This is a genomic window from Caryophanon latum (assembly GCF_001700325.1).
In the GTDB taxonomy this organism is placed as follows: Bacteria; Bacillota; Bacilli; order Bacillales_A; family Planococcaceae; genus Caryophanon; species Caryophanon latum.
The window spans coordinates 1-22,586 of record NZ_MATO01000034.1 but is presented as its reverse complement, the minus strand read 5'-3'; the positions used below and the strand labels follow the sequence as shown (position 1 = coordinate 22,586).

At 43.8% G+C, this 22,586-nt stretch carries 20 protein-coding genes, 1 pseudogene and 1 riboswitch; of the genes and pseudogenes, 11 read left to right on the top strand and 10 right to left on the bottom strand.

The features are described from left to right. The first annotated feature begins 25 nt into the window (after positions 1-25). Complete coding sequence (gene trhA / locus A6K76_RS08475) at positions 26-667, top strand: PAQR family membrane homeostasis protein TrhA (protein WP_066464072.1); 642 nt, start codon at positions 26-28, stop codon at positions 665-667. A 67-nt stretch (positions 668-734) separates the two neighbouring features. Here the strand turns inward: trhA and A6K76_RS08470 are convergent, their stop codons facing one another. Beyond that, positions 735-2,126, bottom strand: coding sequence for a tetratricopeptide repeat-containing diguanylate cyclase (locus A6K76_RS08470; RefSeq protein WP_066464070.1), 1,392 nt, complete (start codon positions 2,124-2,126; stop codon positions 735-737). 228 nt (positions 2,127-2,354) lie between these two features. Between A6K76_RS08470 and A6K76_RS08465 the strand changes: the two genes are divergently transcribed. From A6K76_RS08465 to A6K76_RS08455, 3 genes are read left to right on the top strand one after another with little or no spacing between them, the layout of a single operon-like run. Further along, positions 2,355-3,089 (top strand): GTP cyclohydrolase II, encoded by a 735-nt coding sequence (locus A6K76_RS08465; RefSeq protein WP_066464068.1) that lies wholly within the window; start codon positions 2,355-2,357, stop codon positions 3,087-3,089. Between the two features lie 3 nt (positions 3,090-3,092). Further along, positions 3,093-4,178, top strand: a complete 1,086-nt coding sequence (gene ribD, locus A6K76_RS08460) for a bifunctional diaminohydroxyphosphoribosylaminopyrimidine deaminase/5-amino-6-(5-phosphoribosylamino)uracil reductase RibD (RefSeq protein ID WP_066464066.1) — start codon at positions 3,093-3,095, stop codon at positions 4,176-4,178. Then, a complete protein-coding gene (locus tag A6K76_RS08455; RefSeq protein WP_066464065.1) occupies positions 4,179-4,748 on the top strand; it encodes a 5' nucleotidase, NT5C type in 570 nt (189 codons plus the stop codon). A gap of 224 nt (positions 4,749-4,972) precedes the next feature. On the opposite strand, the gene A6K76_RS08450 is transcribed toward A6K76_RS08455, so the two are convergent. Next, positions 4,973-5,965 carry an LLM class flavin-dependent oxidoreductase gene (locus tag A6K76_RS08450; protein WP_066464063.1) on the bottom strand — a complete coding sequence of 331 codons (993 nt, stop codon included), beginning with the start codon at positions 5,963-5,965 and terminating at the stop codon, positions 4,973-4,975. Between the two features lie 195 nt (positions 5,966-6,160). Between A6K76_RS08450 and A6K76_RS08445 the strand changes: the two genes are divergently transcribed. Continuing rightward, positions 6,161-6,691, top strand: a complete 531-nt coding sequence (locus tag A6K76_RS08445; RefSeq protein WP_066464062.1) for a hypothetical protein — start codon at positions 6,161-6,163, stop codon at positions 6,689-6,691. Positions 6,692-6,739: 48 nt separating this feature from the next. On the opposite strand, the gene A6K76_RS08440 is transcribed toward A6K76_RS08445, so the two are convergent. Beyond that, the gene (locus tag A6K76_RS08440; protein WP_066464061.1) at positions 6,740-9,967 is read right to left on the bottom strand and encodes an ATP-dependent helicase; all 3,228 of its coding nucleotides are present in this window, start codon (positions 9,965-9,967) and stop codon (positions 6,740-6,742) included. Positions 9,968-10,215: 248 nt separating this feature from the next. Continuing rightward, positions 10,216-10,403: riboswitch (cobalamin riboswitch) on the top strand. A gap of 153 nt (positions 10,404-10,556) precedes the next feature. On the opposite strand from A6K76_RS08440, the gene A6K76_RS08435 reads away from it, so the two are divergent. Both A6K76_RS08435 and A6K76_RS08430 read left to right on the top strand, forming a co-directional pair. Beyond that, a complete protein-coding gene (locus tag A6K76_RS08435; RefSeq protein WP_066464060.1) occupies positions 10,557-10,757 on the top strand; it encodes a hypothetical protein in 201 nt (66 codons plus the stop codon). Between the two features lie 711 nt (positions 10,758-11,468). Further along, the gene (locus A6K76_RS08430; RefSeq protein ID WP_066464059.1) at positions 11,469-11,669 is read left to right on the top strand and encodes a cold-shock protein; all 201 of its coding nucleotides are present in this window, start codon (positions 11,469-11,471) and stop codon (positions 11,667-11,669) included. A gap of 302 nt (positions 11,670-11,971) precedes the next feature. Here A6K76_RS08430 and A6K76_RS08425 read toward each other — a convergent pair whose 3' ends face one another. From A6K76_RS08425 to A6K76_RS08405, 4 genes and pseudogenes are all read right to left on the bottom strand, one after another. Next, a complete protein-coding gene (locus A6K76_RS08425; RefSeq protein WP_066464058.1) occupies positions 11,972-12,484 on the bottom strand; it encodes a DUF1648 domain-containing protein in 513 nt (170 codons plus the stop codon). Positions 12,485-12,681: 197 nt separating this feature from the next. Beyond that, entirely contained in the window at positions 12,682-12,900 is a 219-nt protein-coding gene (locus A6K76_RS08415) for an ATP-binding cassette domain-containing protein (protein ID WP_066464056.1), read from the bottom strand. A gap of 436 nt (positions 12,901-13,336) precedes the next feature. Then, positions 13,337-13,693 carry an ATP-binding cassette domain-containing protein gene (locus A6K76_RS08410; protein WP_066464054.1) on the bottom strand — a complete coding sequence of 119 codons (357 nt, stop codon included), beginning with the start codon at positions 13,691-13,693 and terminating at the stop codon, positions 13,337-13,339. Between the two features lie 134 nt (positions 13,694-13,827). Beyond that, a pseudogene (locus A6K76_RS08405) lies at positions 13,828-15,054 on the bottom strand (solute symporter family protein); the annotation flags it as partial. A 44-nt stretch (positions 15,055-15,098) separates the two neighbouring features. Here A6K76_RS08405 and A6K76_RS08400 point away from each other — a divergent pair. Then, positions 15,099-15,623 carry a hypothetical protein gene (locus tag A6K76_RS08400; RefSeq protein WP_139108671.1) on the top strand — a complete coding sequence of 175 codons (525 nt, stop codon included), beginning with the start codon at positions 15,099-15,101 and terminating at the stop codon, positions 15,621-15,623. Positions 15,624-15,834: 211 nt separating this feature from the next. Here the strand turns inward: A6K76_RS08400 and A6K76_RS08395 are convergent, their stop codons facing one another. The 3 genes from A6K76_RS08395 to A6K76_RS08385 form a co-directional block, all read right to left on the bottom strand. Beyond that, the gene (locus A6K76_RS08395) at positions 15,835-16,539 is read right to left on the bottom strand and encodes a hypothetical protein (RefSeq protein ID WP_066464050.1); all 705 of its coding nucleotides are present in this window, start codon (positions 16,537-16,539) and stop codon (positions 15,835-15,837) included. After that, a complete protein-coding gene (locus A6K76_RS08390) occupies positions 16,532-18,247 on the bottom strand; it encodes a DEAD/DEAH box helicase (RefSeq protein ID WP_066464049.1) in 1,716 nt (571 codons plus the stop codon). Before A6K76_RS08390 ends, A6K76_RS08395 begins: the two co-directional genes overlap by 8 nt. Positions 18,248-18,351: 104 nt before the next feature. Beyond that, a complete protein-coding gene (locus A6K76_RS08385) occupies positions 18,352-19,578 on the bottom strand; it encodes a Fic family protein (protein WP_066464048.1) in 1,227 nt (408 codons plus the stop codon). Positions 19,579-19,763: 185 nt separating this feature from the next. Between A6K76_RS08385 and A6K76_RS08380 the strand changes: the two genes are divergently transcribed. From A6K76_RS08380 to A6K76_RS08370, 3 genes are read left to right on the top strand one after another with little or no spacing between them, the layout of a single operon-like run. Continuing rightward, entirely contained in the window at positions 19,764-20,441 is a 678-nt protein-coding gene (locus tag A6K76_RS08380; protein WP_066464047.1) for a LytR/AlgR family response regulator transcription factor, read from the top strand. Further along, on the top strand, positions 20,438-21,730 hold the full coding sequence (locus tag A6K76_RS08375) for a sensor histidine kinase (protein ID WP_066464046.1): 1,293 nt from the start codon (positions 20,438-20,440) through the stop codon (positions 21,728-21,730). Before A6K76_RS08380 ends, A6K76_RS08375 begins: the two co-directional genes overlap by 4 nt. Positions 21,731-21,785: 55 nt before the next feature. Further along, positions 21,786-22,427 (top strand): hypothetical protein, encoded by a 642-nt coding sequence (locus A6K76_RS08370; RefSeq protein ID WP_066464045.1) that lies wholly within the window; start codon positions 21,786-21,788, stop codon positions 22,425-22,427. Positions 22,428-22,586 lie beyond the last annotated feature (159 nt).

The window sequence follows — 22,586 nt, the reverse complement described above, 5'->3', positions numbered from 1 at the left end:
AACGATTAAAAGGATGTGGCGAGACATGGCACAAATTGTGACGATGCAAGCAAATTATTCAAAGAAACAAGAACTATGGAACACGATTACACACGGACTCGGATTCGTTTTAGCAATTCCAGCGACGTGGGCACTCGTTGACAAAGCACAAGCAAACGGATCGATGACAGAGCTAGCGAGCTATCTCATTTTCGGTATTGCGATGATGGTGCTGTACTTATCATCAACGTTGTACCACGCATTACCTGTATATAAAGACTTCTTCAAAAAGATGGATCACGGCGCAATCTTTTTACTGATCGCCGGCACGTACGCACCGATTTCATTAATTGCAGTTGGCGGCACGCTCGGCTGGACGATTTTAATTGTCGAGCTAACGTTAGCAGTCGTTGGGATCGTACTAAAGTTTTACTTCGTGCATCGCTTTAAGCGCGCATCACTGATCGTGTACATTGCGATGGGCTGGCTCATCATTTTCGCATATAAGCCACTGCTTGCAGTCATCGGTGTAGAAGGCTTTTTATGGTTACTTGCAGGTGGTTTAAGCTACACAGTAGGTACGTATTTTTATCGAAATGACAACATTCCTTACAACCATGCGATTTGGCACTTATTCGTATTAGGCGGAAGTGCATGCATGTACGTAACGGTGCTGAACTACTTATAAACAGCTTTCAAACGCACATTAATAGAATAAAAACCCGTTGGAGCGAACGTGCCTCAACGGGTTTTTATTATAAGCCGACGATGTTGTTACGTCCGCGGTCTTTTGCTTTGTATAAGTTGTCATCTGCAAGCTTTGTAGCGGTTGTTAGTTCGCTTGCTTGTGAAACGGAAGCAACCCCGATACTGCACGTAATGTGAAGCGTTTCATCGTTTAAATGAAGCGGCGTACTTTGAATCGTTTCGTGCAAGCGCTCCACCCACGCTGCTGCTTGGTCGAGTGGTCGATACATGACGATAATGAACTCATCACCACCGAAGCGGACGCAGTGGTGCTGAGCATGGTGCATCGTGCGCTGAATGATGTGCGCCATTTCAATAATTAAATCGTCACCGACTGCGTGCCCGTACGTATCGTTAATTTTTTTGAAATGGTCGATGTCGAGTACCGCAACAGTCACCGTTTGTGGTGCGTCCGCGAGCTCTTTTTCTAGCTTCGTGAGCAGACGGCGGTTGTTTAACGATGTGAGTGGATCTTCAAACGCTAAGTTGCGCAAGTCTTTCGTTTTGAGCTCGGCTGCATATTTGCTTGAGCGGTCGAGCAGCGCCTCTTCTAAGTTTGCCTCAAGCGATTCGTTTAGCACGGTCGCAAACTCATACGCCTCCTTGTAACGTCCCTCTTTCGCTGCGTAATCAATCCAAATTTTTAAATGCACTTTATGCAGGCGATAGTCCCCTTGATTTTTCATCACTTTAAATTGTGAATCAAACAGTGTGAACGCTTCGTCGATTAATCCTTTTTCATACAAAATAATAGCTTTCCAGCGCTTGAACGTATTCATTTGTGCCGCTTGTGGCTGTAAATAGTTGAGCGCCTCCAGCTCCTGTAAATACGCATCGGCTTTGTCGAACTGCTTCGTTAAACAGTAGTTTGCAATGTAGCCTAAATATACTTCAGCTGTACTATATTGCACGTACGAGTTCGTCGGGTCGAGCTGCTTTGCCTTTGCCATGCCGCGCTCAAGTACAGCGAAGCCTTCGTCGTAGCGCTCTAAATCACGGTAAATCGAGGCGAAGTTCGAAGCGGTCGTTAACATCGCCGTGTTTGGCAGCTGCTCGGCAATTTTAATACATTTTTCATACATTTCGATGCATTGGTCAAAGTCATGCCAAAAATAAAAGAGCGTCGCCTGCGCCATATAGAAGCGGTGACGATCCGCAATCGTTAAAAATGCCTCGTACGGCTCGATGTCTGAAATGTGCTCGTCGACAAATCGCACGCGTTCTAAATTGAAGTAGCACACGATCATTAACACTTTAATGCGCACGTAATTTTCGTAATCCTCACACGCTTTATAATATGCCGCTAATTCACGGAATAACGGTAAAACTTGCTCGTATTGCCCGATTTTTAATAGACGCTCAGCTTCTTCACGCAATTGTTCATTTAAATTAATGCTCATACATGTTCACACCTTTTGATTATAAGTTATACGTATATTTGTTAATACATTAAGCTAAAAGGACTAAATGGGCAAGAGCTATTTGCATAGTCGGAATAAACAAATAACATGAAGTAAAATAAAGTGATATGAGCGTTTTATTTGAAAAACTATATCGTTTGCGATTTAATTTACTTACGAAAAGTAATTGAGGTTATACATTATAAAGGAATTAGGTGAGCGACATTGATGAATACGAAACAGACGCTACATATTTTGCAGAAAAAAATACAATTTACGCCAATGCATAACGAGCAGCTGGCAATTGTCGGCCCAGTGAAGCTGCCGGTCGTGCAACGTGAGCTTGAAGCGACATTTCAGTGGTATAGCTGGATGCGTATGCCGAAGCATTTTACAGCAGAGGACGTGATCGACGCATTGCCAGCGATGGAGCTTGCACAGCAGCAGCAATCATCGGTGCTCGTGTACGGCGATTTTGAGGCAGCTAGCAATCCGCTCGTGCGCTTCCATAGCATTTGCCATACAGGGGATATTTTCGGCTCTCAGCGCTGTGACTGCGGCTTCCAGCTACACGAGTCGATGAAGATGATTGTCGAGCACGGCGCAGGGGCGATTTTTTACATTGCCAATCATGAAGGGCGCGGCATTGGCTTATTTTCAAAGTCACTTGCGTACGTGTTGCAGCAAGAAGGCTTCGACACAGTGGAGGCAAACGAGGCGCTCGGCTTTGACGACGATACGCGCGACTATAGCGAGGCGTTAACGGTGCTACAGGCGCTACGTCAACAACCGGTCACACTCATTACGAACAACCCGAAAAAGCTCGCAGCACTGCAAGCAGCGGGGCTCTCAGCGCACGGACACGTTCCGCTATGGGGCGGCGTTACCGAGACGAATCGCTTTTATTTAGAAACGAAAATCGCTAAGTCTGGTCATGCACGAGACGGCAGTTGGATGGTGTAGCACATGATGACGCATACAGATTATATGAAACTGGCATTACAGCTAGCCGCAAGCGCACGCGGCAACACAAATCCGAACCCACTCGTTGGGGCGGTCATCGTGAAAGACGGCATTATTGTCGGCACCGGCATGCACCGAAAAGCGGGCGAGCCACATGCCGAAGTACACGCCTTTAATATGGCAGGTGAGCAAGCAAAGGGCGCAACGCTTTACGTGACGCTTGAGCCGTGCTCGCATTATGGCAAAACGCCACCGTGTGCACTGCGCGTCAAGGAATCGGGCGTTTCGCGTGTGTTCGTGGCGATGCAAGACCCGAACCCGAGCGTGGCAGGTCGCGGCATTCAGCTGCTTCGTGATGCTGGCATTGAAGTCGAAGTTGGGCTTTTAGAGGACGAGGCGCGCTTATTAAACGAGCGCTTCATTCACAATATGCTGACGAATCGCCCGTTCATTCGCACGAAATATGCGATGACACTCGATGGTAAAATCGCAACGCATACAGGCGATTCAAAGTGGATTACAGCAGACGCAGCACGCGAGGACGTACACCGCATTCGCCATGAAGTCGACGGCATTTTAGTCGGCATTCAAACAGTGCTTGCCGACAACCCGAGCTTAACGACGCGCCTGCCTGAAAACTACGGCAAAAACCCGACGCGCATTATTTTTGATACGCAGTTACGCACGCCGCTTGACGCAAACGTATGTAACGACGAAGCACCGACGATTTTCGTTGTCGGCAGCGACGTAACGGAAGCGCAAAAAGCACCGTTTGAAGCGCTCGGCAAAACGATCATTACAGCAGGCACAACGCTAGAAGAAACGCTTGAAACATTACATACACACGGCATCACAGACATTTTAGTTGAAGGTGGCGGGGCGATTCATAGCTCGTTCATTCGCGAGCAACTTGTCAATCAATACATCATTTACGTCGCGCCGAAAATACTTGGCGGGGCAAATGCGCTATCGCCAGTAACAGGAGCGGACGTTGATTTCATGCGTGAAGCGGTCGATGTGAAGTTTTCATCGTTTGAAGCGATTGGCGAGGATTTGAAAATAATCGCGTATCCAAAGGGGGATAACTAAATGCGCTTAGGCTTTGATATTGATGATACGCTCATTCAACTACGTGAGCATGCGTTTGTGCTCTATAAGCAGGAGCTACAGCAGCACGTAACGGACGATGCATTTCGCGCCATTAAACGGGTGGAAATTCACGAACCATTTGGCTTAACCGATGAAGAGGGTAGTGCGTTATGGCAGCGCATGAACGAGCAAGTGTATTTCACCAACTGTCCGGCGTACGAAGGGGCAAAGGAGCTTCTTTGGCAGTTGAAGCAGGACGGGCATGACATTTTTTACATTACAGCGCGCCCGGTCGATAGCTGCATGCGCACGCGCCAATGGATGATCGATGCAGGATTTCCGGTAGACGAAGGGCATTTTTATTGCGGCATGGCAGATGATGAGAAGCTTGCGATTATTGCGGAGCTTGATTTAGATGTGTACGTCGACGACAAGCCGAAAATTTTGCATTCATTAAAGGCGCTGCGTACGATTTCGGTGCTGCGCGATCAGCCATACAACCGCGAAGAGCCGTTTGAGCGCATCGTACATTGGTCGGAGTTTATGAAGTACGTGACGGTTGAAAAATAACTAAAAAAAGATGCTACATGTCGAAGTGGACGAGTAGCATCTTTTTTTGTCTTGGATTTCGAATTTACACTTTAATCGTGTAATAGATGATACTAAGCGTGAAAACGGGATTGTCGTCGTGAAGCGGAGAGCGGACTTCTAGCGGAACAGTACGAGCGGGAGACTACAGGCTCGAGCCGTACCCGCAGAAAAGCCTGCTCGAAGCAAGAGACGACATCATCGCATTATAACAACGCCTTTGCAAGCAACGTATACGTATCGACGCGGTGCGCAAACTCGCTTTGGTTCGCGTTAATCATCGCCTCATCAAACCCGAACTGCTCAGCATCGTCGCGTAACTTTTCGGCAACGACTTCCGCTGTGCCGACGAGATGCAGCTTGCGACTGTCTTGAATCATCGCCTCGTCCATCTCCGTTAACACGACGTTCATCGCTTCTTCGTTCGTATAAAACGACGGCATTTGTCCGCGCATAAGCTGCAAGCGATATAAGTCGATTGCACGCGCACGATATTCCGCTTCATCTGCAGTTGGTGCTACTGTAGCGGCGTACGTTACGGCAACTTGTGGCTGCTGTAAAAAATCGTTTGGCACGAAATTTTTACGGTAATGATCGAAAATATCGCGTGATGCTTGCCCGTTGAAAAATTGTGCAAACGAATAGCCGAGCCCGAGCTGACCTGCACGCAATGCGCTATTGCCAGTGGAGCCGAGCAGCCACGGTGTTGCAAGTGGCACGTTTGCCGGTGTGACGCGCACAGGACGGTATTCTGCCAGTTCGGATTGTTCGCCGTTCATAAGTTGTAAAATCGCTTTAATTTTATCGTATTGATCTTCCATATAGACGCGGCGACCTTGTGCAAGCGCAGCAATCGATGGGTGATCGCCACCTGGTGCGCGCCCGATACCGAGGTCGATACGCCCAGGGAAATAACCGCTTAGCGTGTTGAACACTTCAGCAATTTTAAGCGCTGAGTAATGCATCGACATGACACCACCGCTACCGACGCGGATATTTTTCGTCTGTGCGGCAATCGCGGCAATTGAAATTTCAGGCGCCGAGCTAGCAAGTGACAGCGTGTTGTGATGCTCCGCTAACCAAAAGCGCGTATAGCCGAGCTCATCGCCAAGCTGTGCAAGCGCTAAGCTGTTTGCGAGTGCTTGCTGCGCGTTCATGTTCGATGGAATAGGAATTTGGTCTAATATGCTAAGTTTCATAAATATCAACCTCTCTATATTGTTTACTAGTGTAACTATAACGTATTTCACTCAAATATGTTGAAATAAAGCTTACGAGTGGTCGTTTATGTCTAATTTGTGAGAGAATTCAAATAATATTGCAATTTGAATCGGATTCGTTTAGTATTTTTGAGTACGTAGAAAGAAGCGGTATAGCATAAATGGGAGGGCAACATGGTACTATTGAAACTGTTAATAGTAGAAGATGAGTGTTATACGAAGGCAAGTCAATTGCAATATCGACCGTACATATGGCGAGTTTTTCATGAAGCGGATGCGCATAATTTAATTGTAAACAGCTATATCGCAATGTGCTTACCCGCATCAAAATGGTTCATTAATCCGTATATCGAGTCCGTTTTTCCAGTGCAATGTGCATACATACGAAAAGTGAGTTTATTGTTAGAGCGTTCCGTAACGATGATGACGGCGAGTGACGAGGAAAAATACGAGTTCGCAAATTTATTGTTACAGCGTTTAGATACAGAGGCAGTGCGACGCGGCTTAACGTTTGAAAGCTGTGCGTTTAGCAAAAAAAATGCGCTGCTAGAGCAAGTGAAGCAGCAAACGTGGGACGACATCGACCGCACATTTTTACAAGCACAAAAGGATGATTTATTAAAGTTGTTTCATTTAATGAACGCACAGTGCTTTTTAGAGCGTGTCGTCGAGGAATTGCTCGTTCAGCTGCAAGTGAAAAAATAAAAAACACTTACATCGAAGTCATAAAGATTTCGGCTGTAAGTGTTTTTTTTAATATAAGCCGTCGCGTATGAAGCGAGAAATTTTGCGCGGCTTGTTGTGATAAAGGCGCACGCTGCTGACGTACAATCGTTCCTTCGCGCGCGTTGCACAAACGTAGGCGAGGCGACGTTCTTCAGCGAGCGCTTCATCTGGCGTTAACAGCTCGTCGCTTAGCTCATTTTGCTTGCCTAACGCTTTAAAGTGAGGCAGCATTTCCTCAAACCAACCGATCGCAAATACGGCCTCAAATTCCAATCCTTTTGCGCTATGAATCGTCATAATCGGCACCGCATCAATCGTCGGGTCATTTTTCATCCGTTCCATGTCGCGCTTTTTTTGTTGAAGGCGTTCAAAAAAGCGTAAAAACTCCTCAATCGTACGAAAGCGTGTAATCGACACTTCAAATTCATCAAACAGCTCGCGCAACTCCTCTTTATGCAGCGTTTTCGTACGTGCAGCATCGATCTCTAGCTGGCGCTCACAGTTCACGGAGCCAGTGCGCAAATCTTGTAGCACTTCTTTTGGCGACTGGTGACGATAGCGCAAAATGGCGTTCATTTGGCGAATGATCGCATCTTGCTGGAAGCGCTGTGCTTTTTGTGATGCCGCCTGTAGCATGACGCGTTCAAACAACGACTTGTCATCAATGATAAACTGCGCGTGCTCAATGATGCTTTGCCACGTGTGCTGCTGCATATATAGTAGCTTACCGAGCAATACGATGGCGTCCGCGTCGTTCGGGTTGAGCGAAATGCGCATTGCAGCGATAAATCGTTTAATGTAGTCGTGGTCATAAAACGATTCGCCTTGCTTCGTATAGTCAATGACTGGAATTTCTTTTAACACGAAATGCTCAAACAGCGTGCGAATGTACGTCGTTGAACGTGTTAGCACCGCCATTTGTCGATACGGTAAGCCGTTATAGTGCAGCTGTTGAATTTCATCAAGTACGAGTGCCGCCTCCTGCTCAGGGGTAAGCGCCACTTCGAAATAAACAGGGTGACGCTTCGCAGCTGGCACGTTTAACACCTTTTTAATTTGCTTTTTATTTTTCGCAATGATGGCGTTACCGAAGCCGACAATGTCAGCGGTCGAGCGGTAATTCGTCTCGAGCTTAATTTGCTTTGCGTCGGGGTAGCACTTATGAAAATCGAGCATAAAGCTACTCGAAGCAGCCCGCCACGTATAAATTGTTTGATTGTCGTCCCCAACGATGCATAAGTTGTCGTGCGGTGCCGCAAGTAGTCGCGTCAGCTCATATTGCACAGTCGACACGTCTTGAAACTCGTCGCATAGCACGTAGCGGAATCGCTCCTGATACATCGCGCGCGCCTCATCGTCATACAGCAGTAAATAATACACTTCAAGCAAAAAATCATCGAAATCGAGCTCGTTACGCGCCTCTTTATCTTGCTCGTATAGCTCATACACTTTATGCAGCGTAAACATTTCGGTTTTTTCGCTCACATTTTTTACATTTTGCGCCTGCGTTTTAATGTCGATTGGGCGAAGCATGCGGTTTTTCCATTTCGAAATGATGTTAATCACCGCTTCTGGTGTGTAGTCGTCAGCAAGCCCGAGCTTTTTTAAAATCATTTTAAAGCGAAAATGCTTCGACGCCTCAGACGATAACACTTGAAAATCGCGTCCTTGCTCGCGTAAAATGCGCAAACAAATGGCGTGGTACGTGCCGACTGTAATATTGGCATATAGCGCGCTACTCGATAGCTTTGCGAGGCGTTCAGTCATTTCCGTTGCCGCCTTTTTCGTAAACGTTACGAGCAAAATGTGCGACGACGGAATACGCTGTTCTTCCACCATGTACGCAATGCGGCTAATGAGCGTCGTCGTTTTTCCACTACCAGCCCCCGCTAAAATCATGACTGGTCCATCGACGCATTCGACTGCTCGGCGCTGTGCCTCGTTTAGCTGAATGTTTGCGTCTACTAGTCGCTCATAAAACGGTGTTTGCGGCAAGTTTGTCCGTGCGCTAATGCTCGCAATCGGCGGCGTTTCTTGAATGAAAGCAGCGAGCGTATCGTAATACATCGATTGACGAAGCGGCAGCTGTGTCGCAATTTGTGCTTCAAGTTCGTCGCGCATTGTGTCGTCATACGTTTGCAGCTGCGCGTAATACGGCATATACAACGTTTGCGGCAATAGCACGACGTTATCGGCAATAGGGAAGCGGCTTTTTACACGCTGAACGCGGGAAATCGCTTGAATGTGCGTGCTATTAATGTAGGCGACGTCGTAGTTGCACGCAATTTCGTTTTCCTTCACAGACGCCAACATCGTGTTGAAACATGGATCAATAATGCCATACGTCGTCTTTTGTGCATTGACGAAATGTACGTCCATTTGCGCGTTAGCTTGAAGCGGCAATGCACTATCTACATGGAAGCACGCTTGCAGCTTCGTACCGTCACCGAACAGCACAAGCTTATTCGCAAACGGTCCTGTATGTCGCTCGATTGCATCATGAATATGCTTTTGGTCGTTTTGATAGCGACGTGCATCGACGATATCGGGCTTTTGTAGCGCAAGAAAATCGAGCAGCTGCTTTTCTGATACGAGCAGCGCGTTACTCGTCGCATAGCCGTTGACGACAATTTCACAGCCTGTTGCTACATCAATTGGTCGCACAATATACGACGCATGGTGCGCATATTTTCGAAAATCTAAAAGATAATGATGCATCGTTTCAGCGAATGTCGTTTCTTTTTTCAGCAGCTTTTGCAAAAGGGATGCATCGATAACATGACTTAGCGGCTGTTTCGTCACGCGCTCAAACGCCTCCACAAAAATTGGCTCATCGTCCTCAAGAAGCGGGGCAGCGTAAAACCAGCCTTCTAAATCGGTTAACGACTCATCAAGCGGCTCATATAATGTCGGCTGTACAAATTCCTTCGTGTAGCGCTTGTTAGACTTTAACGTATACGGCGCAAACTTACCGCTATCGAGGAACTGCAGCGTACAAACGAGCCGCTTCTTTTTGTCAATTTGATCGATGATGACGCCGTTTTGTAATTGCTGAAGCTGCTTGTAATCGTCTGCTACAACGTAAAGCAACTGCGGCACGAATTTGTAGCGCAGCACGACTTTGCCATCTTTTTTTCGAACGCGCCCGACACTCATCGGTTGAAGCGCGTCAAAAAAGGCATTTCCGTCATGAAAAGCAGTATGTAAAGTATAATCACCGTCTTTTAACGAACAAACGGTATACCCAAATGTCATAAAAAACACCTCCACAATCATTATACGCCAATGTCCTTTTGCTAGTCAGTACATACGATATAACAGTGAATCGCATTATGAAAAAATGAACAGGAGAATATCCGACGATAAAATATTACAAAAATTAAAAATAGCTATTAAGGAAAACGTGAAATGCTTATGAATTTACCGTAAAACGCCTCCTTTTCGCTCACATTTAAAAAATAATTTGACAATTTTCTTCAATTTGATTACGATGAAAGCAATTACATAACGTGTTACGACGAGGTGTTCGCTTTAAACGCGAACTTAAAAGGGAAGCTTGGTGCGAATCCAACACTGTCCCGCAACTGTAATTTCGGAGCTTACTTCTACACGGTGCCACTGATTTAATCGGGAAGGCGAGAAGCGAGCGTTGATGATAAGTCAGGAGACCTGCCTCGATCGAGTACACACCAGTATACCTACGTGGAAATAGGTGGTGTTTTGTGCGAACGATAAAAAGAAATTTTTACTGTTTACATGCGACCACTTATTCGACTATGAATAAGTGGCTTTTTTTATGCCCGTCGCCAAAACAGTTATGTAAAAATTTTTTGGAGGCGTAATGATGAAAAAGCGAAAAAAATTGGAGGACGAATCAATGGAGAAATTTGTACTTTATATTCAACAAAGCATTATGGAAAATTACAGCGCAGCAAAGCCCGTGTCACTCGACCGCATTCAGCAAAAGCTGGAGGCACTATATCCGTACGAGCATAACAGCATTGCATACGCGATCGACTACATGAAAGACGAAATTTTAGGTTAACATCTATATACAAGGTGATTGAAATTTAGAATGTGAACGAGGCTGAGAGACTACAGGCTCGAGCCACGCCCGCGGAAAGCCTGCCTCGATGTGGAGAACCGACGAACAAAACGCTAAAATACATTCACCGTCTATATAGTTGAAACGAGAGGCGCAAAAAATTGCCTCAACTAAGTTAAATAGCTGGGCGTTGCTTGCTCGTTGCATTGTCAAAATTCCCCTACGACACCCTTTAGTGCAGCAGAAGTAACGCCCAATTTATACTATATTTACTATTATGAAAGTTTTTCAGTGCACTTGAGTTTTCGTAAGTTTTTTTAGGCTCTTAACCATAAATTAGGATTGCTTTCCACGCCGAGGCAGGCTTGTCCTCAAATACGTATAAACGAGCTACATTCGCCCGAAAACACGAAATATTCACAATAGCGAGAATATGTGTTGATTCGTTACTTTTAAATAATATGTAACGTGGAAATGTATGCGAAAGCGCAAGCAATCGCTCGTTAAACAAAAAATTTCATTTATTACTTGCTAAATGACAGAATATCATATACAATAAAGGAAATAATACGAACAACGCATACAAGATTGAAGAAGTTAGCTATTACAAAGGGTAATCGGGTACTTATTCGATGCATTTTGTAATAGTTAGCTTTTTTTATTCAACATGAAAAAGCCTATTATTTAATAATTTATTTGGAGGTCATTCAAATGACACAAGGTACAGTAAAATGGTTTAACGCAGAAAAAGGTTTCGGTTTCATCGAAGTTGAAGGCGGAGCAGACGTATTCGCACACTTCTCAGCGATCCAAGGCGACGGTTTCAAAACTTTAGAAGAAGGCCAAAAAGTTGAGTTCGAAATCGAGCAAGGCGCACGTGGTCCACAAGCTTCTAACATCGTAAAACTTTAATTTTTAATTAATGATTTACACGACCCGTTAAGGTTTATCCTTAGCGGGTTTTTTCGTGCGCAAAAATCTAGCTATTGCTGATTACTTGTGGTTGGCGTTCCACGTCGAGGCAGGCTTTTTCCACGGGCGTGGGGCAAACGCGATCGATGTTTGCGTGGCGTTTTTACTGCCTTCCTTGATCTTTTCGGGTCACGCTGGAGTCCGCCTCTTGTTTCAAGCAATCGTTATACGTCAATCTCAGCTGACGGTAATAAAATATACATAAAAAAAGTCGCGCTCATTGTAAGCACGACCTTCAGCGATTATCGCTGCAGCACGTTTAGCTGTAGCAACACAGAATAGACGTAGCCGATCACAGCAGGCAGTAGCACGAAGCCGAGCAAGCTACCGAACACCCACATGTTGAGCGATGATGTACCGTGCATTGCGCTTTCTACGAGTGAAACCATCGCATAGCTCAGCAACAGCATCGTTAAATTTTTGACGATATGCGCAAGCAAACTACGCGTTTTATATAATGTCGGCGCAATTCGATCTGTCAGCGCGAAATAATTGTGTAAATACGGGCGTTTTTCAATATTATGAAAAAAAGCATACAGTGCAGCGGCAATTGTCGGAATTAAAAACAGTGCATAGCGCGAACCGTAGCTTTCTGTTTGTCCGATCGCTTTAAAATGAATCGGCACCGCTTCTGGTAGCTGTGACCAATGAATTAACGTATACACAATCGCCAGCGCAACCGATGATAAGCCGATTAAATCAAATGCATGTCGCCACCACGTTTTATGAAGTGTAAATTCGATGTTTTTTTGCATATATGTTCACCTCAAGTTTATTATACGACGATTTTTTCGAAAAAGCCGCTTTTTCTTTATGGCGCTTTGCCGAAATAAACGAGCTCGTCCACGTCCAGCAAGCGGAAACGCCACAACGTAAAACATCATTGTCAAATCGACATGTTGCTTACATAAGCCGATATACGTTCGCCGTTTCAACCTCTCAACAAATAGACTCATACGTGCATGGCCTCCGCTCGTGCAGCTCGTGCAATGACGTCATCAAACACATCGAGCAGCGTATCGCTTGGATCGCGCTGCAACTCGTGTAACGTTCCTTGTGCGATTAAGCGCCCTTCATGCACATATAAAAACGTATCGCATAGACGCTCTGCTGTGTCGAGTGCATGCGTGGACATTAAAATCGTCGCGCCGTCATCACGACAAGCGCACAATAGTTGAAGCAGCGCTCATATTGCTTGTGGATCAAGTCCCATAAACGGCTCGTCGACAATATAAAACGGATACGTCGGCGTAAATGCAAGCACAAGCATCACTTTTTGCTGCATCCCTTTTGAAAATTGAACCGGGTAGTCATCTAATTTATCATGTCAGGTCTGTTGATTAGCCATTTATATACAGTGAAATCGGTTGTTTTTAGCAACCATCTGGAAATAAATGCTGCATATTAATGGCAGTAAGCGTGCGGCGAGACTCCTTGGGGAAAAGCTCGTGCCTCAAGACCCCGTAAAGCGCGACGCAGGAGCGGTGCGGAGGCTTGAGGAAGGCGATTAGCGCCACGTCCATGTGGCATCGCCTTCATGACCAACATCGTGTTCGCCGCCGAGCCCCAGGAAAGCGAGCCGCAATACGCTTCTGCCAATTGATTGGCTAATCAACACGCTTGTTATCATGTAGTTTAAACGTTTTACATAAGTCGAGCGCACGTTGCCACAATGCCGCTTCGTTCTCGCTAAACATTTGAATGAGCAAATGAATGTGCTCACGTAACGTGTAGTACTCATATAGTATCGGACGCTCTGGCACGTAGCCAAGGTAATTTGGTAAATTATGTGTCACTTCAGCGTATGGCAACGTTTGAAGCAATGCTTGAATCGTCGTGCTTTTACCAGCGCCGTTTCCTCCAATTAATCTAATAATCGCATGCGCAGGCAATGAAAATTGAACGTCTTGAAGAACTGGTTTGTTTTGTATGTAACCGCCATGTTGGATAGGTATAGGATACATAAAAAAATTCCTCCTTTATCAATGACTATATATATGGAGGAATAGACAGAAAGTTTCGACAAAAAAAGCGTAGGTGCTACTTGTTCGGCAAAAATAACAAGTAACCCCTACGCATAAAGGCAATTTATTCAATTTTAGTGAGATACGTCTTGTACTGAAATACCAGTGTTCGCTTTTACGTCAACTTCGCGGTATTTCTTTTCGTCCTCAGCTGTTTGTTTACCACCGATTAATGTACCGATGTAACCACCTAAGAAGCCAAGTGGTACTGAAATTAATGCTGGGTTACCTAGTGGGAATAGTGCTTCACCAACGAAGATAGCGGCACCTTCTACTGGATTCCATACATTTGGCGATACGGCTACTAATACTAATGCTGAAATTAAACCTGTTAACATACCTACGATTACACCAGTTGAATTGAATTTCTTCCAGTAAATTGTGTAAATAATGACAGGTAAGTTTGCGGATGCTGCAATACAGAACGCAAGAGATACTAAGAACGCTACGTTTAACGTTTGTGCGCCTAATGCAAGTGCGATTGACACAACTGAAATTGTGATTGAACCGATACGAGCTGCAAGTACTTGCTCTTTTTCTGTAATTTTGCCTTTTTTAATGATTTCTGCATAAATGTCATGTGATAGGGCAGAGGCACCTGATAATACAAGACCTGCTACTACTGCTAAAATTGTTGCGAATGCGACTGCGCAAACGAATGAGAATAAAATGTCGCCACCAAGTGCTTCTGCAAGTAATGGAGCGGCCATGTTACCAGCTGGGTTCGCTGCGATAATTGCATCTGAACCTACGAACGCTGCTGCACCAAATCCTAAGAAAATTGTTAATACGTAGAAAATCCCTACAATCCAAGTTGCCCAAATAACAGAAGAGCGAGCTGTTTGTGCATCTTTAACTGTGAAGAAACGCATTAAAATATGAGGTAAACCTGCTGTACCAAGTACAAGTGCGATCATCATTGAGATTGTATCTAAACCATTTGTATATTTAATACCTGGGTTTAAATATGCTGCACCATGTTCAGTTGCTGTAGACATATGGCTGAACATCGTGACAATGTTGAAGTCGAACTTTGCAAGTACTAAGAATGAGATGATAACGGTACCAATCATTAAAAGACCCGCTTTAATAATTTGTACCCAAGATGTTGCTGTCATACCACCGAATAATACGTATGTAGTCATCATGAAACCTACTAGTAATACGGCAACCCAGTAGTCAATGCCAAGTAATAATTGAATAAGTGCCCCTGCACCTACTAATTGCGCGATCATGTAGAATAATACGATTGTAATTGTCGATAACGCTGCTGTTCCACGTACTTTTGGTGTATTGAATTGAATTAAACATTCCTGAAAAGCAGCTTGTTAGCGCGAAAAAGCTTGTGGAAGTAATGGATGAAGGGGAATTAGACTACTTCATTAGCTTCATTAGCGAATCATACACAATGCAGCATGAAGATTATTTCGTATATGTAGAAGGGCAATATAAACACCAATATAACGAAGGAGACAGCTACACGCATTCAGAGGAAGTGCATGTGTGGAATACGTTAACGAATACAGAAGCGGTATTTGAGCTACCAGAGCGTTTACAAGCAGAAGAACGACGCATCGTTACAAAAGGTAAATTATTATTAATTAATATTATTCGAGACGGAAATATCGTAACAGAACGCTACGATTTAGATGCACAAAAATGGCTTGAGCCAATTGTCGTAAATGTATCAAGCGACATTTACGCACAGCCATATTTCTCAGTCACTACTTCAGAACAGTACATGTACACTTCAATTATGACTGACGAAGGTACGATGCTTGCTATTATCGATCCGAACACTGGCAACACTGTTTACACAGGTATGCTGAACGAATCATTATCGATTTTCTACGCAATGGAACAACAATAACGATAAAAAAACATCATTCATGACGAATGATGTTTTTTGCTGTTTCATCTCATTTTGGATATCTTGTCTCACTATTACTAGTAAACTTATTTATGAGATAAAAGTTCTGATAATGTGTATTAAGGCGGTGTCCTATTTTTGTTTACATGTAAGTTGTGCTTCCCTAGAAAAACTAAAGTCGCGAGCTGCAATTAAAGCTCGCGACTTTAGTTTATGATTTATGTAGTTCTTTGTAGTCTGCGCGTAAATAAATTTTAAAATCCGTTGTTTTCAAATTATATTGTTGCAACATCGATCTCACAATATTGCGGAAAAAATTACTATTGCAATTCGTTTCTACGTACCATTTGCTAACTTGTATTGGAGAATGCATCGTCTCGTTTGTAGTTGCAAAGAATTTGCGCTTTCGTCCATTCATTTTAGGGTTTCCTATAAACGTTTCAAAAATGCTTGCATCGCGATCAATTAAAAATTTACACGTTTCAACGAACATCTCTTTCCAAAGATTAATTTCTTTGACACCTGAATTTAAAATTTCAAACCCTGCTGGTCGTGTATGTGTGAAATCTTCGTATAAATTATGAGAAATGGTTGTATCTAATTTGTAATCATCATAGTTTGGGATGGCGTTTTTCCCATTTGCTTTGTTATCCGCTTCTTCTGTAGATTCTGTAACCATTTGCATTTGAATATCTTTAATATGATTATCGTAAGTTAACAAAATCTTCGCTAATTTCATTACTTCCATTGGATATTCATAATCCCGATTTTTCATAGCCTCAGCAGATTCCTCGTTAATTGCATCGATAATAACGTTGATCGTATCGCTTAAAATGTCTAAACTATCTGCAATATCTACGGCATAGTTTGGGAATTTTTCTACAATTGATTCAACAGTTTTCTTTAATTCATTCATTTGAAAGCTCCTTCCACTCTGTTGTAAATCGTTCATACGCTAATGGTTGTCCGTGTGTTTGAATGTTCGATGAGAAATCGACAATTTGACAATGCTCCGTTCCGCCAAATCGAGGTCCACGTAAGCCGCGCCCGACCATTTGCTCATACAGCACATGACTAGATGTTGGACGACAAATGAGTAAATGGTCGACTTTCGGTGCATCAAAGCCTGTCGTTAAGACGCCGTAATTGAACAAGTATTGAATTTCTTTTCGTTTAAATGCTTGAATGTGCATGCGGCGTAAAGCTTTCGATGTTTTGGATGAAATACAGGCAGCTTTCTTGCCAATTGAATTAAAAACCGTCGTTAAAAACTCCGCATGTTCCACAGTACATGCATAAACGAGTACAGAGCTTGCTTCAGGTAGTCCGAGCATATAGTCAATGATTTTCATGTTGCGTGAATGATTGTTTGCTAAATCGAGCAAAAACGCTGTTGAAATATCTCCATCTATAAATAATTCCCCATCCCATTCAATCGGTTCATCTTTATAAAGTAAATAAGTAGGCTTAGCTAAGTAGCCTTCTTGTTGGAAATATAGAAGCGGATTTTGTATATATTCAGGCTTTTGTGGTAATGTTGGTTGAATTAAATTAGCTTGGAACTGCTCAACTAAACGTCCTGTCTGATCCATTGCACGCCCAGGCGTTGCAGTTAGCCCGCAAATTGGAAATAGTTGCTCACCTACTACTAATTTGGCACGCTCAATCAGTTTATGATAGCTTGCTGCTGTTGCGTGGTGAGCTTCATCGATAATCATGGCACCGCATTGACGAAGTATTTCTTCGATGACGGGATCATGTCGATCAATACGAGAAACGATTTGTTGAATACTCGCTACAACAACCCCTCCAATTAAATCATCTACATCTAAGCTAGACGCGCCAAAATAACGATATACACGTAAGGCTGATGTAAATTCACGCTCCTGCCACATATCCGCAATACAGCTAATCGCCTGCTCGCATAATTCCTCTCCTTGTGCAATCCAAATCATATACTTCCCTTGCGCAAAACGTGGCTGCAACCAATCAATAAAGCTTTCGACCGCAATACGTGTTTTCCCGCCGCCTGTAGGCAATGTGACAATGCAGCGTGTACGTTCTTGCTCTTTATTCAATACTTCAAGCATACGTGTTTTTAAATCTTCTTGGTATGCAACGAGCGGTGGAATGCGTTTATGAGGTTCAATATCAATAACCGCTTCGATACGCTCTGCTCGATCTCGTGGGATGCCTGCAAAAATAAACGGAAACGCTAATGTTGTCACAAAATCTCGCGCCCATTTGTTTCCTGCTATCCATTTCTTTTTTGCAAGTGGACGTGCCATATGGGTGATTGACGTAATGTTTTGTGTCGATGAAGGATTACGTTCGTACAATGCTTGTAGCTGCTCCTTTGTTAATTGCCTTAACAAATATAAACGTAACTCGCGCGTAGACTCTTTTGAACCTACAAAAAGCTCAGAGCCACGTTGGATGATTAAAAGACGTGCTAAGCTTTGAGATGACAATGCCTCTTCCCCAAATGCTTGTAACGTCGTATGCAATTGTTCAAAGTGACTTTTCCCAACTAAGTTTTGCAACATCGCATACGGTACTTTATAGCGATAAACTAACAATTGTACAGCTTGCTGAATTTCATGTTCGACTGGAAATCTTGCCATCGTATCACTTCCTTATGTTTATAGTTTGTCTCTATAATAATTACGATACGCGAATTAACTCTTTTATTCCATATTTAATTTTGAAATGGATAAATAACCTATTTTTATAACGACATCATTTCTTCCAAACATCCATCACAAACTTTATACGCTTTCGGATTTTTGCTTTGTAGCTCTACAAATTCAGCATGTTGTAGTTCGTTCATAATGTGACCTAATTTATATCTTGATAGTTTAGATAACGTCATTACGTCTTGTAATGTGAGCTGAAGATCTTCACTGACAAACACATGAATAGTTACGATGATATATAGCACGTTTTTTGCTTCTTCAGAAAGTGACTCCATATTGTGTAAATAGCTGTTGATCTTTTCTAATTTCATTAAATTAATCTCTAAATCCTCTATTATTCCTTTTTGACCGTTCGAAAGTAGTTTTAACATATCGATTAAATAGAAGGTCATCTCTCCTCTGTTCGTTGGGAAAGGAATTTCTTCTAACGCTTTATAGTACGTGCTTTTATTTTCGTTAATGGCATATGAAAATGTAATGGCTGAATACTTCTCTAAATATCGTGCTAAGTAGCTTCCTACTAGCAATCGCCCTGTTCTACCGTTGCCATCATAAAATGGATGAATGTATTCATAAAAATAATGCGCGACCATATATTGATACAACTGTGGCTGCTTACTTGCGCGTAAATACGTAATTAACTCGTTTAGCTGTACGGCAATATTGTCCTCACCGATGACGCCGATATGTGTCGTCTGATTCCCATCGTTAATTTCAACATATCCTTCTCTAAACAACTTTCCATCAAGTTTATTATTTAGTGAAATTTCTTCAGATACGAGTTCATCATATAAATGTCTAAAGTGTTCAAGCTTCTCAAATGGATCAATATGTTCGATGTGTAAATACGTTTTCATTAAGCCGATAAATTTTTTGTCCTTAGGTTCGGATTTTTCAAGCTCCTTTAACGCTTCACTTAGCTCTTTTTTTGTGCTTTTCACACCTTCAATTTCATTATTACTTTGTGCTTCATTAATAATTAATTTATTGAAATATGGCTTTATTACGAATTCTGGTAATAAATGCACTAACGATTTAATTTTCGAGCTGTTCATTAACACTTCATTATTTAAATGCATTAAATCCGGTATGTTAACGTAAAAAAGCTCAAATTCATCGTTCGTAACGTGACCTTTTCTGAAGCCTTTAATTGTTAAATTCGTTTTATAAGAACCGTAACTATGGAATCTTTTTTCATATTCAGCCGCATATGCAGCTTGATCTAATTTATAAAAAAGTTTGGATAGTTTCTCATACATTTAAAAATCCTCCATTCAAATTTCAAAAAATCGATATTTTTTAAAAGTATATTTGAAGTATATCCTTTTTACAACTTAAATAGCCCTATTTGAATAAGCTCCCTTCCGCTTCGTTATTTTTTATCTCATATTGACTCCCTCTCCGCTCTCCTTTACGCTGTTACGTGACAGAAAGGGTGACGTATATGCTAATAACAATTTGTGAAGATGAGCCGCTTGTTGCGGAACAGTTGCAGCGCATGATCGAGGACATGTTCCCTGCGCTGCGCGTGCAATTGGTCACATGTCGTGCAGAGTTAGAGGCGGCTGAGCAGGCGGCGATTTATTTGTTCGATATTGAGTTGGAGCAGGACAATGGCTTGGCGCTTGCAAAGGACATTCGTAGTGCGCAGCCGAACGCGCAAATTGTGTTCGTGACAGCACATGCGCAGTACGTATTTGAAGCATTCGATGCCGAGCCGCTTCACTATTTAGTAAAGCCTGTGGAGCAAAAGAAGCTTCAAAGTGTGCTGCAGCGGGCAATCGACAAATGCGAGGAGCCAGTGCGAACGTTTACGGTTACAATTGGGACAGAGACAAATGTGTTTGACGAAGCGGCGTTGTATTTTGCGGAGGCGCATGGACGGAAAGTGTCGCTTCATTTCGCCGATGAGGTCGTAACGTATTACGGGCAGCTATCACAGCTAGAGCAACAGCTACAAGGCGCATTTTTCCGCAGTCATCGCTCGTACATTGTGAACTTTGCGCACATGAAGCGCTACGATCATACGACGATTACGTTTACGAATGGAAAAGTGGCGTACGTATCGCGCCATCGCTATAAAGCGTTCGTGCAGGCGTTTTGCCAGCGAGGTGTGCGATGAATAGTTACGTTATTGTCGATGCGGTATATTCGGTCGTTTATTTACTTTGCTTAGCGACCGTGCTGTATGTATTTACACGTCCTCTCTTTACATCGAAGTGGGCGCGTGTATTCGTCGCGGCAAGCTACGTCGTGACGATGCTAATACTACAGCACGTAACGTGGGAGCTGTCGAACTTTACGGCGTACTTCATCGGCAGCTGCGTGTCGCTCGTCGTTATGCTTATAGTAGAACGAGGCAATGCGGCGGCGAAATGGCTATATGCGAGCTTCTTTTTTGCGATTCGTTGGCTGTTGCCGAGCATCGTTAGTACAGTCGAGCGCTATACGGTGTACGACTGGCTCGTGCAAACGACGTCGGCTTTTTATTTGGCGCTCGTCTGGACGATTGAATATGCGATATTAACGGCGGTATTTTGTACGATTGGCTATACGCTAAACCGCTTCTTAACGCGCATTTCGATTTCGTGGCGCAGTGCTGTTATTCTTTGTATTCCGGCTGTTGTGAGCAGCATTAGTTTCTTTTTAGTGAAAGTGCTTCAGCAACAAGAGCTATCGCTGACTGTGGAAGGGATGCTTGCGCTTTATTACGTCGCGCTGCTATGCATTATGCTTGTCTTTGTGCGACTGTACGTGCAGCAAGAGCAAGCAAAATACGCCCTCGCCCAGCAAGCGACGTTACACGCACAAATGCAGCACGTCGAACAGATGGAGCGTGCCTATGCGGAAATGGCGACGTTTAAGCACGACTTACACAATCATTTTAACGTCATTGAGCAATTGATTGAAAAGCAACACGTGGCGGATGCGCGGAGCTATATGAACGAGCTACAGCAAGCAGTTCAGCTACCAGAGCTTCTAACGGGGCATGCGGTAACGGACGTCATTTTACAGGAGAAAATGCAGCGCGCTAAACAGCTTGGCATTGAGCTTTATGCGGACTTTTACGTGCCGAAGCGGCTGCACATTGAGCTGTTTGATTTAAGCGTCGTGCTCAACAACTTACTTGATAATGCGATTGAAGCGACGCAGCATTGTGAGGAAAAAACGATCGCGCTTTCTTGTACACGTCAGCACGATGTATTTGTCGTCCATGTGAAAAATCCACTCACTGCCCCGCTTCTGCTTCAAAACGGCTTGCCGCGCTCGACAAAAGGCTCTGGCATCGGCTTGTTAAACGTGCAGGCGACGCTCGAAAAATACGGCGGGCACGTGCAGTTTCATGAGGAGGACGGCTTCGTTACAGTTAGCGCACCATTCATAGCACGAAATGAACCGTTCGTGACATGACGCTCGAAAAAAAGCGACGTCGGACGAAGCATATAGTGAAACGGAGGGAATTTACATGAAAATCCAAGCAGCATTTACGCCGACTGTGTCATTTTCTACGACTGGAAAGCAGCACGCACCGATAACGAAGGAGCCGCGCGATACGGTATCAATCGGTGCACAAGCTAAGCAGCTGTTTCAGCAAAATAAACGCGGCATGTCAGTCGTTGAGCAACTGATGAAACAGCGTGAAAGCTTATTAGACATGAAGCAAAGCGTGACCGAACGTGCAACTGAAAAAGGCAATACGACCGATGTACAGGAGCAGTTAAAGGCATTAGAGGAACAATTAGCGGCGATTGAGGCGAAAATTGCGGAGGAGCAAAAGAAAAAGCAAGAAAACGAAGAGCAACGTGACAACAAGCCACGAACGATCGATGAAGCCATCATTTCACAATCAGGCTCGCTGCAACACGCTAAAACGTTACAACGCATTGATCGTTCGTTAACACGTGAGAAAGCATCGCTCGAAACAGAAATGAAGCTCGATGCACAGCGCGGCTTTACGAGCGAACGGAAAGCGGAGCGCTTAACAGACATCGATGAGCAAATGACGTTCGTGCAAGAGAAGCTGACGGAAGCGGCTCAAACAGAAACAGACGAAGTAGTGACGTTACAGGAGCAGGTCGAGCAGCAGCGTGAGGAAGAACGCGAATAAAAATGGGGCTGCCCCAAAAGTCAAAATAGACATTTGGGACAGCCTTTTCATTTTGTACAAATCTTAGCGTATCAATTTAAGTCGTTAGAGAAGAGCTGCCCGAAAATTACTTATCGGACAGCTCCATTTAATTTTACTAATTTTCTTGTAACAGTGGCG

Coding starts and splice junctions, on each gene's coding strand:
- trhA (WP_066464072.1), top strand. CDS start 26: ATGGCACAAATTGTGACGATGCAAGCAAATTATTCAAAGAAACAAGAA.
- A6K76_RS08470 (WP_066464070.1), bottom strand. CDS start 2,126: ATGAGCATTAATTTAAATGAACAATTGCGTGAAGAAGCTGAGCGTCTA.
- A6K76_RS08465 (WP_066464068.1), top strand. CDS start 2,355: ATGAATACGAAACAGACGCTACATATTTTGCAGAAAAAAATACAATTT.
- ribD (WP_066464066.1), top strand. CDS start 3,093: ATGATGACGCATACAGATTATATGAAACTGGCATTACAGCTAGCCGCA.
- A6K76_RS08455 (WP_066464065.1), top strand. CDS start 4,179: ATGCGCTTAGGCTTTGATATTGATGATACGCTCATTCAACTACGTGAG.
- A6K76_RS08450 (WP_066464063.1), bottom strand. CDS start 5,965: ATGAAACTTAGCATATTAGACCAAATTCCTATTCCATCGAACATGAAC.
- A6K76_RS08445 (WP_066464062.1), top strand. CDS start 6,161: ATGGTACTATTGAAACTGTTAATAGTAGAAGATGAGTGTTATACGAAG.
- A6K76_RS08440 (WP_066464061.1), bottom strand. CDS start 9,967: ATGACATTTGGGTATACCGTTTGTTCGTTAAAAGACGGTGATTATACT.
- A6K76_RS08435 (WP_066464060.1), top strand. CDS start 10,557: ATGAAAAAGCGAAAAAAATTGGAGGACGAATCAATGGAGAAATTTGTA.
- A6K76_RS08430 (WP_066464059.1), top strand. CDS start 11,469: ATGACACAAGGTACAGTAAAATGGTTTAACGCAGAAAAAGGTTTCGGT.
- A6K76_RS08425 (WP_066464058.1), bottom strand. CDS start 12,484: ATGCAAAAAAACATCGAATTTACACTTCATAAAACGTGGTGGCGACAT.
- A6K76_RS08410 (WP_066464054.1), bottom strand. CDS start 13,693: ATGTATCCTATACCTATCCAACATGGCGGTTACATACAAAACAAACCA.
- A6K76_RS08395 (WP_066464050.1), bottom strand. CDS start 16,539: ATGAATGAATTAAAGAAAACTGTTGAATCAATTGTAGAAAAATTCCCA.
- A6K76_RS08390 (WP_066464049.1), bottom strand. CDS start 18,247: ATGGCAAGATTTCCAGTCGAACATGAAATTCAGCAAGCTGTACAATTG.
- A6K76_RS08385 (WP_066464048.1), bottom strand. CDS start 19,578: ATGTATGAGAAACTATCCAAACTTTTTTATAAATTAGATCAAGCTGCA.
- A6K76_RS08380 (WP_066464047.1), top strand. CDS start 19,764: ATGCTAATAACAATTTGTGAAGATGAGCCGCTTGTTGCGGAACAGTTG.
- A6K76_RS08375 (WP_066464046.1), top strand. CDS start 20,438: ATGAATAGTTACGTTATTGTCGATGCGGTATATTCGGTCGTTTATTTA.
- A6K76_RS08370 (WP_066464045.1), top strand. CDS start 21,786: ATGAAAATCCAAGCAGCATTTACGCCGACTGTGTCATTTTCTACGACT.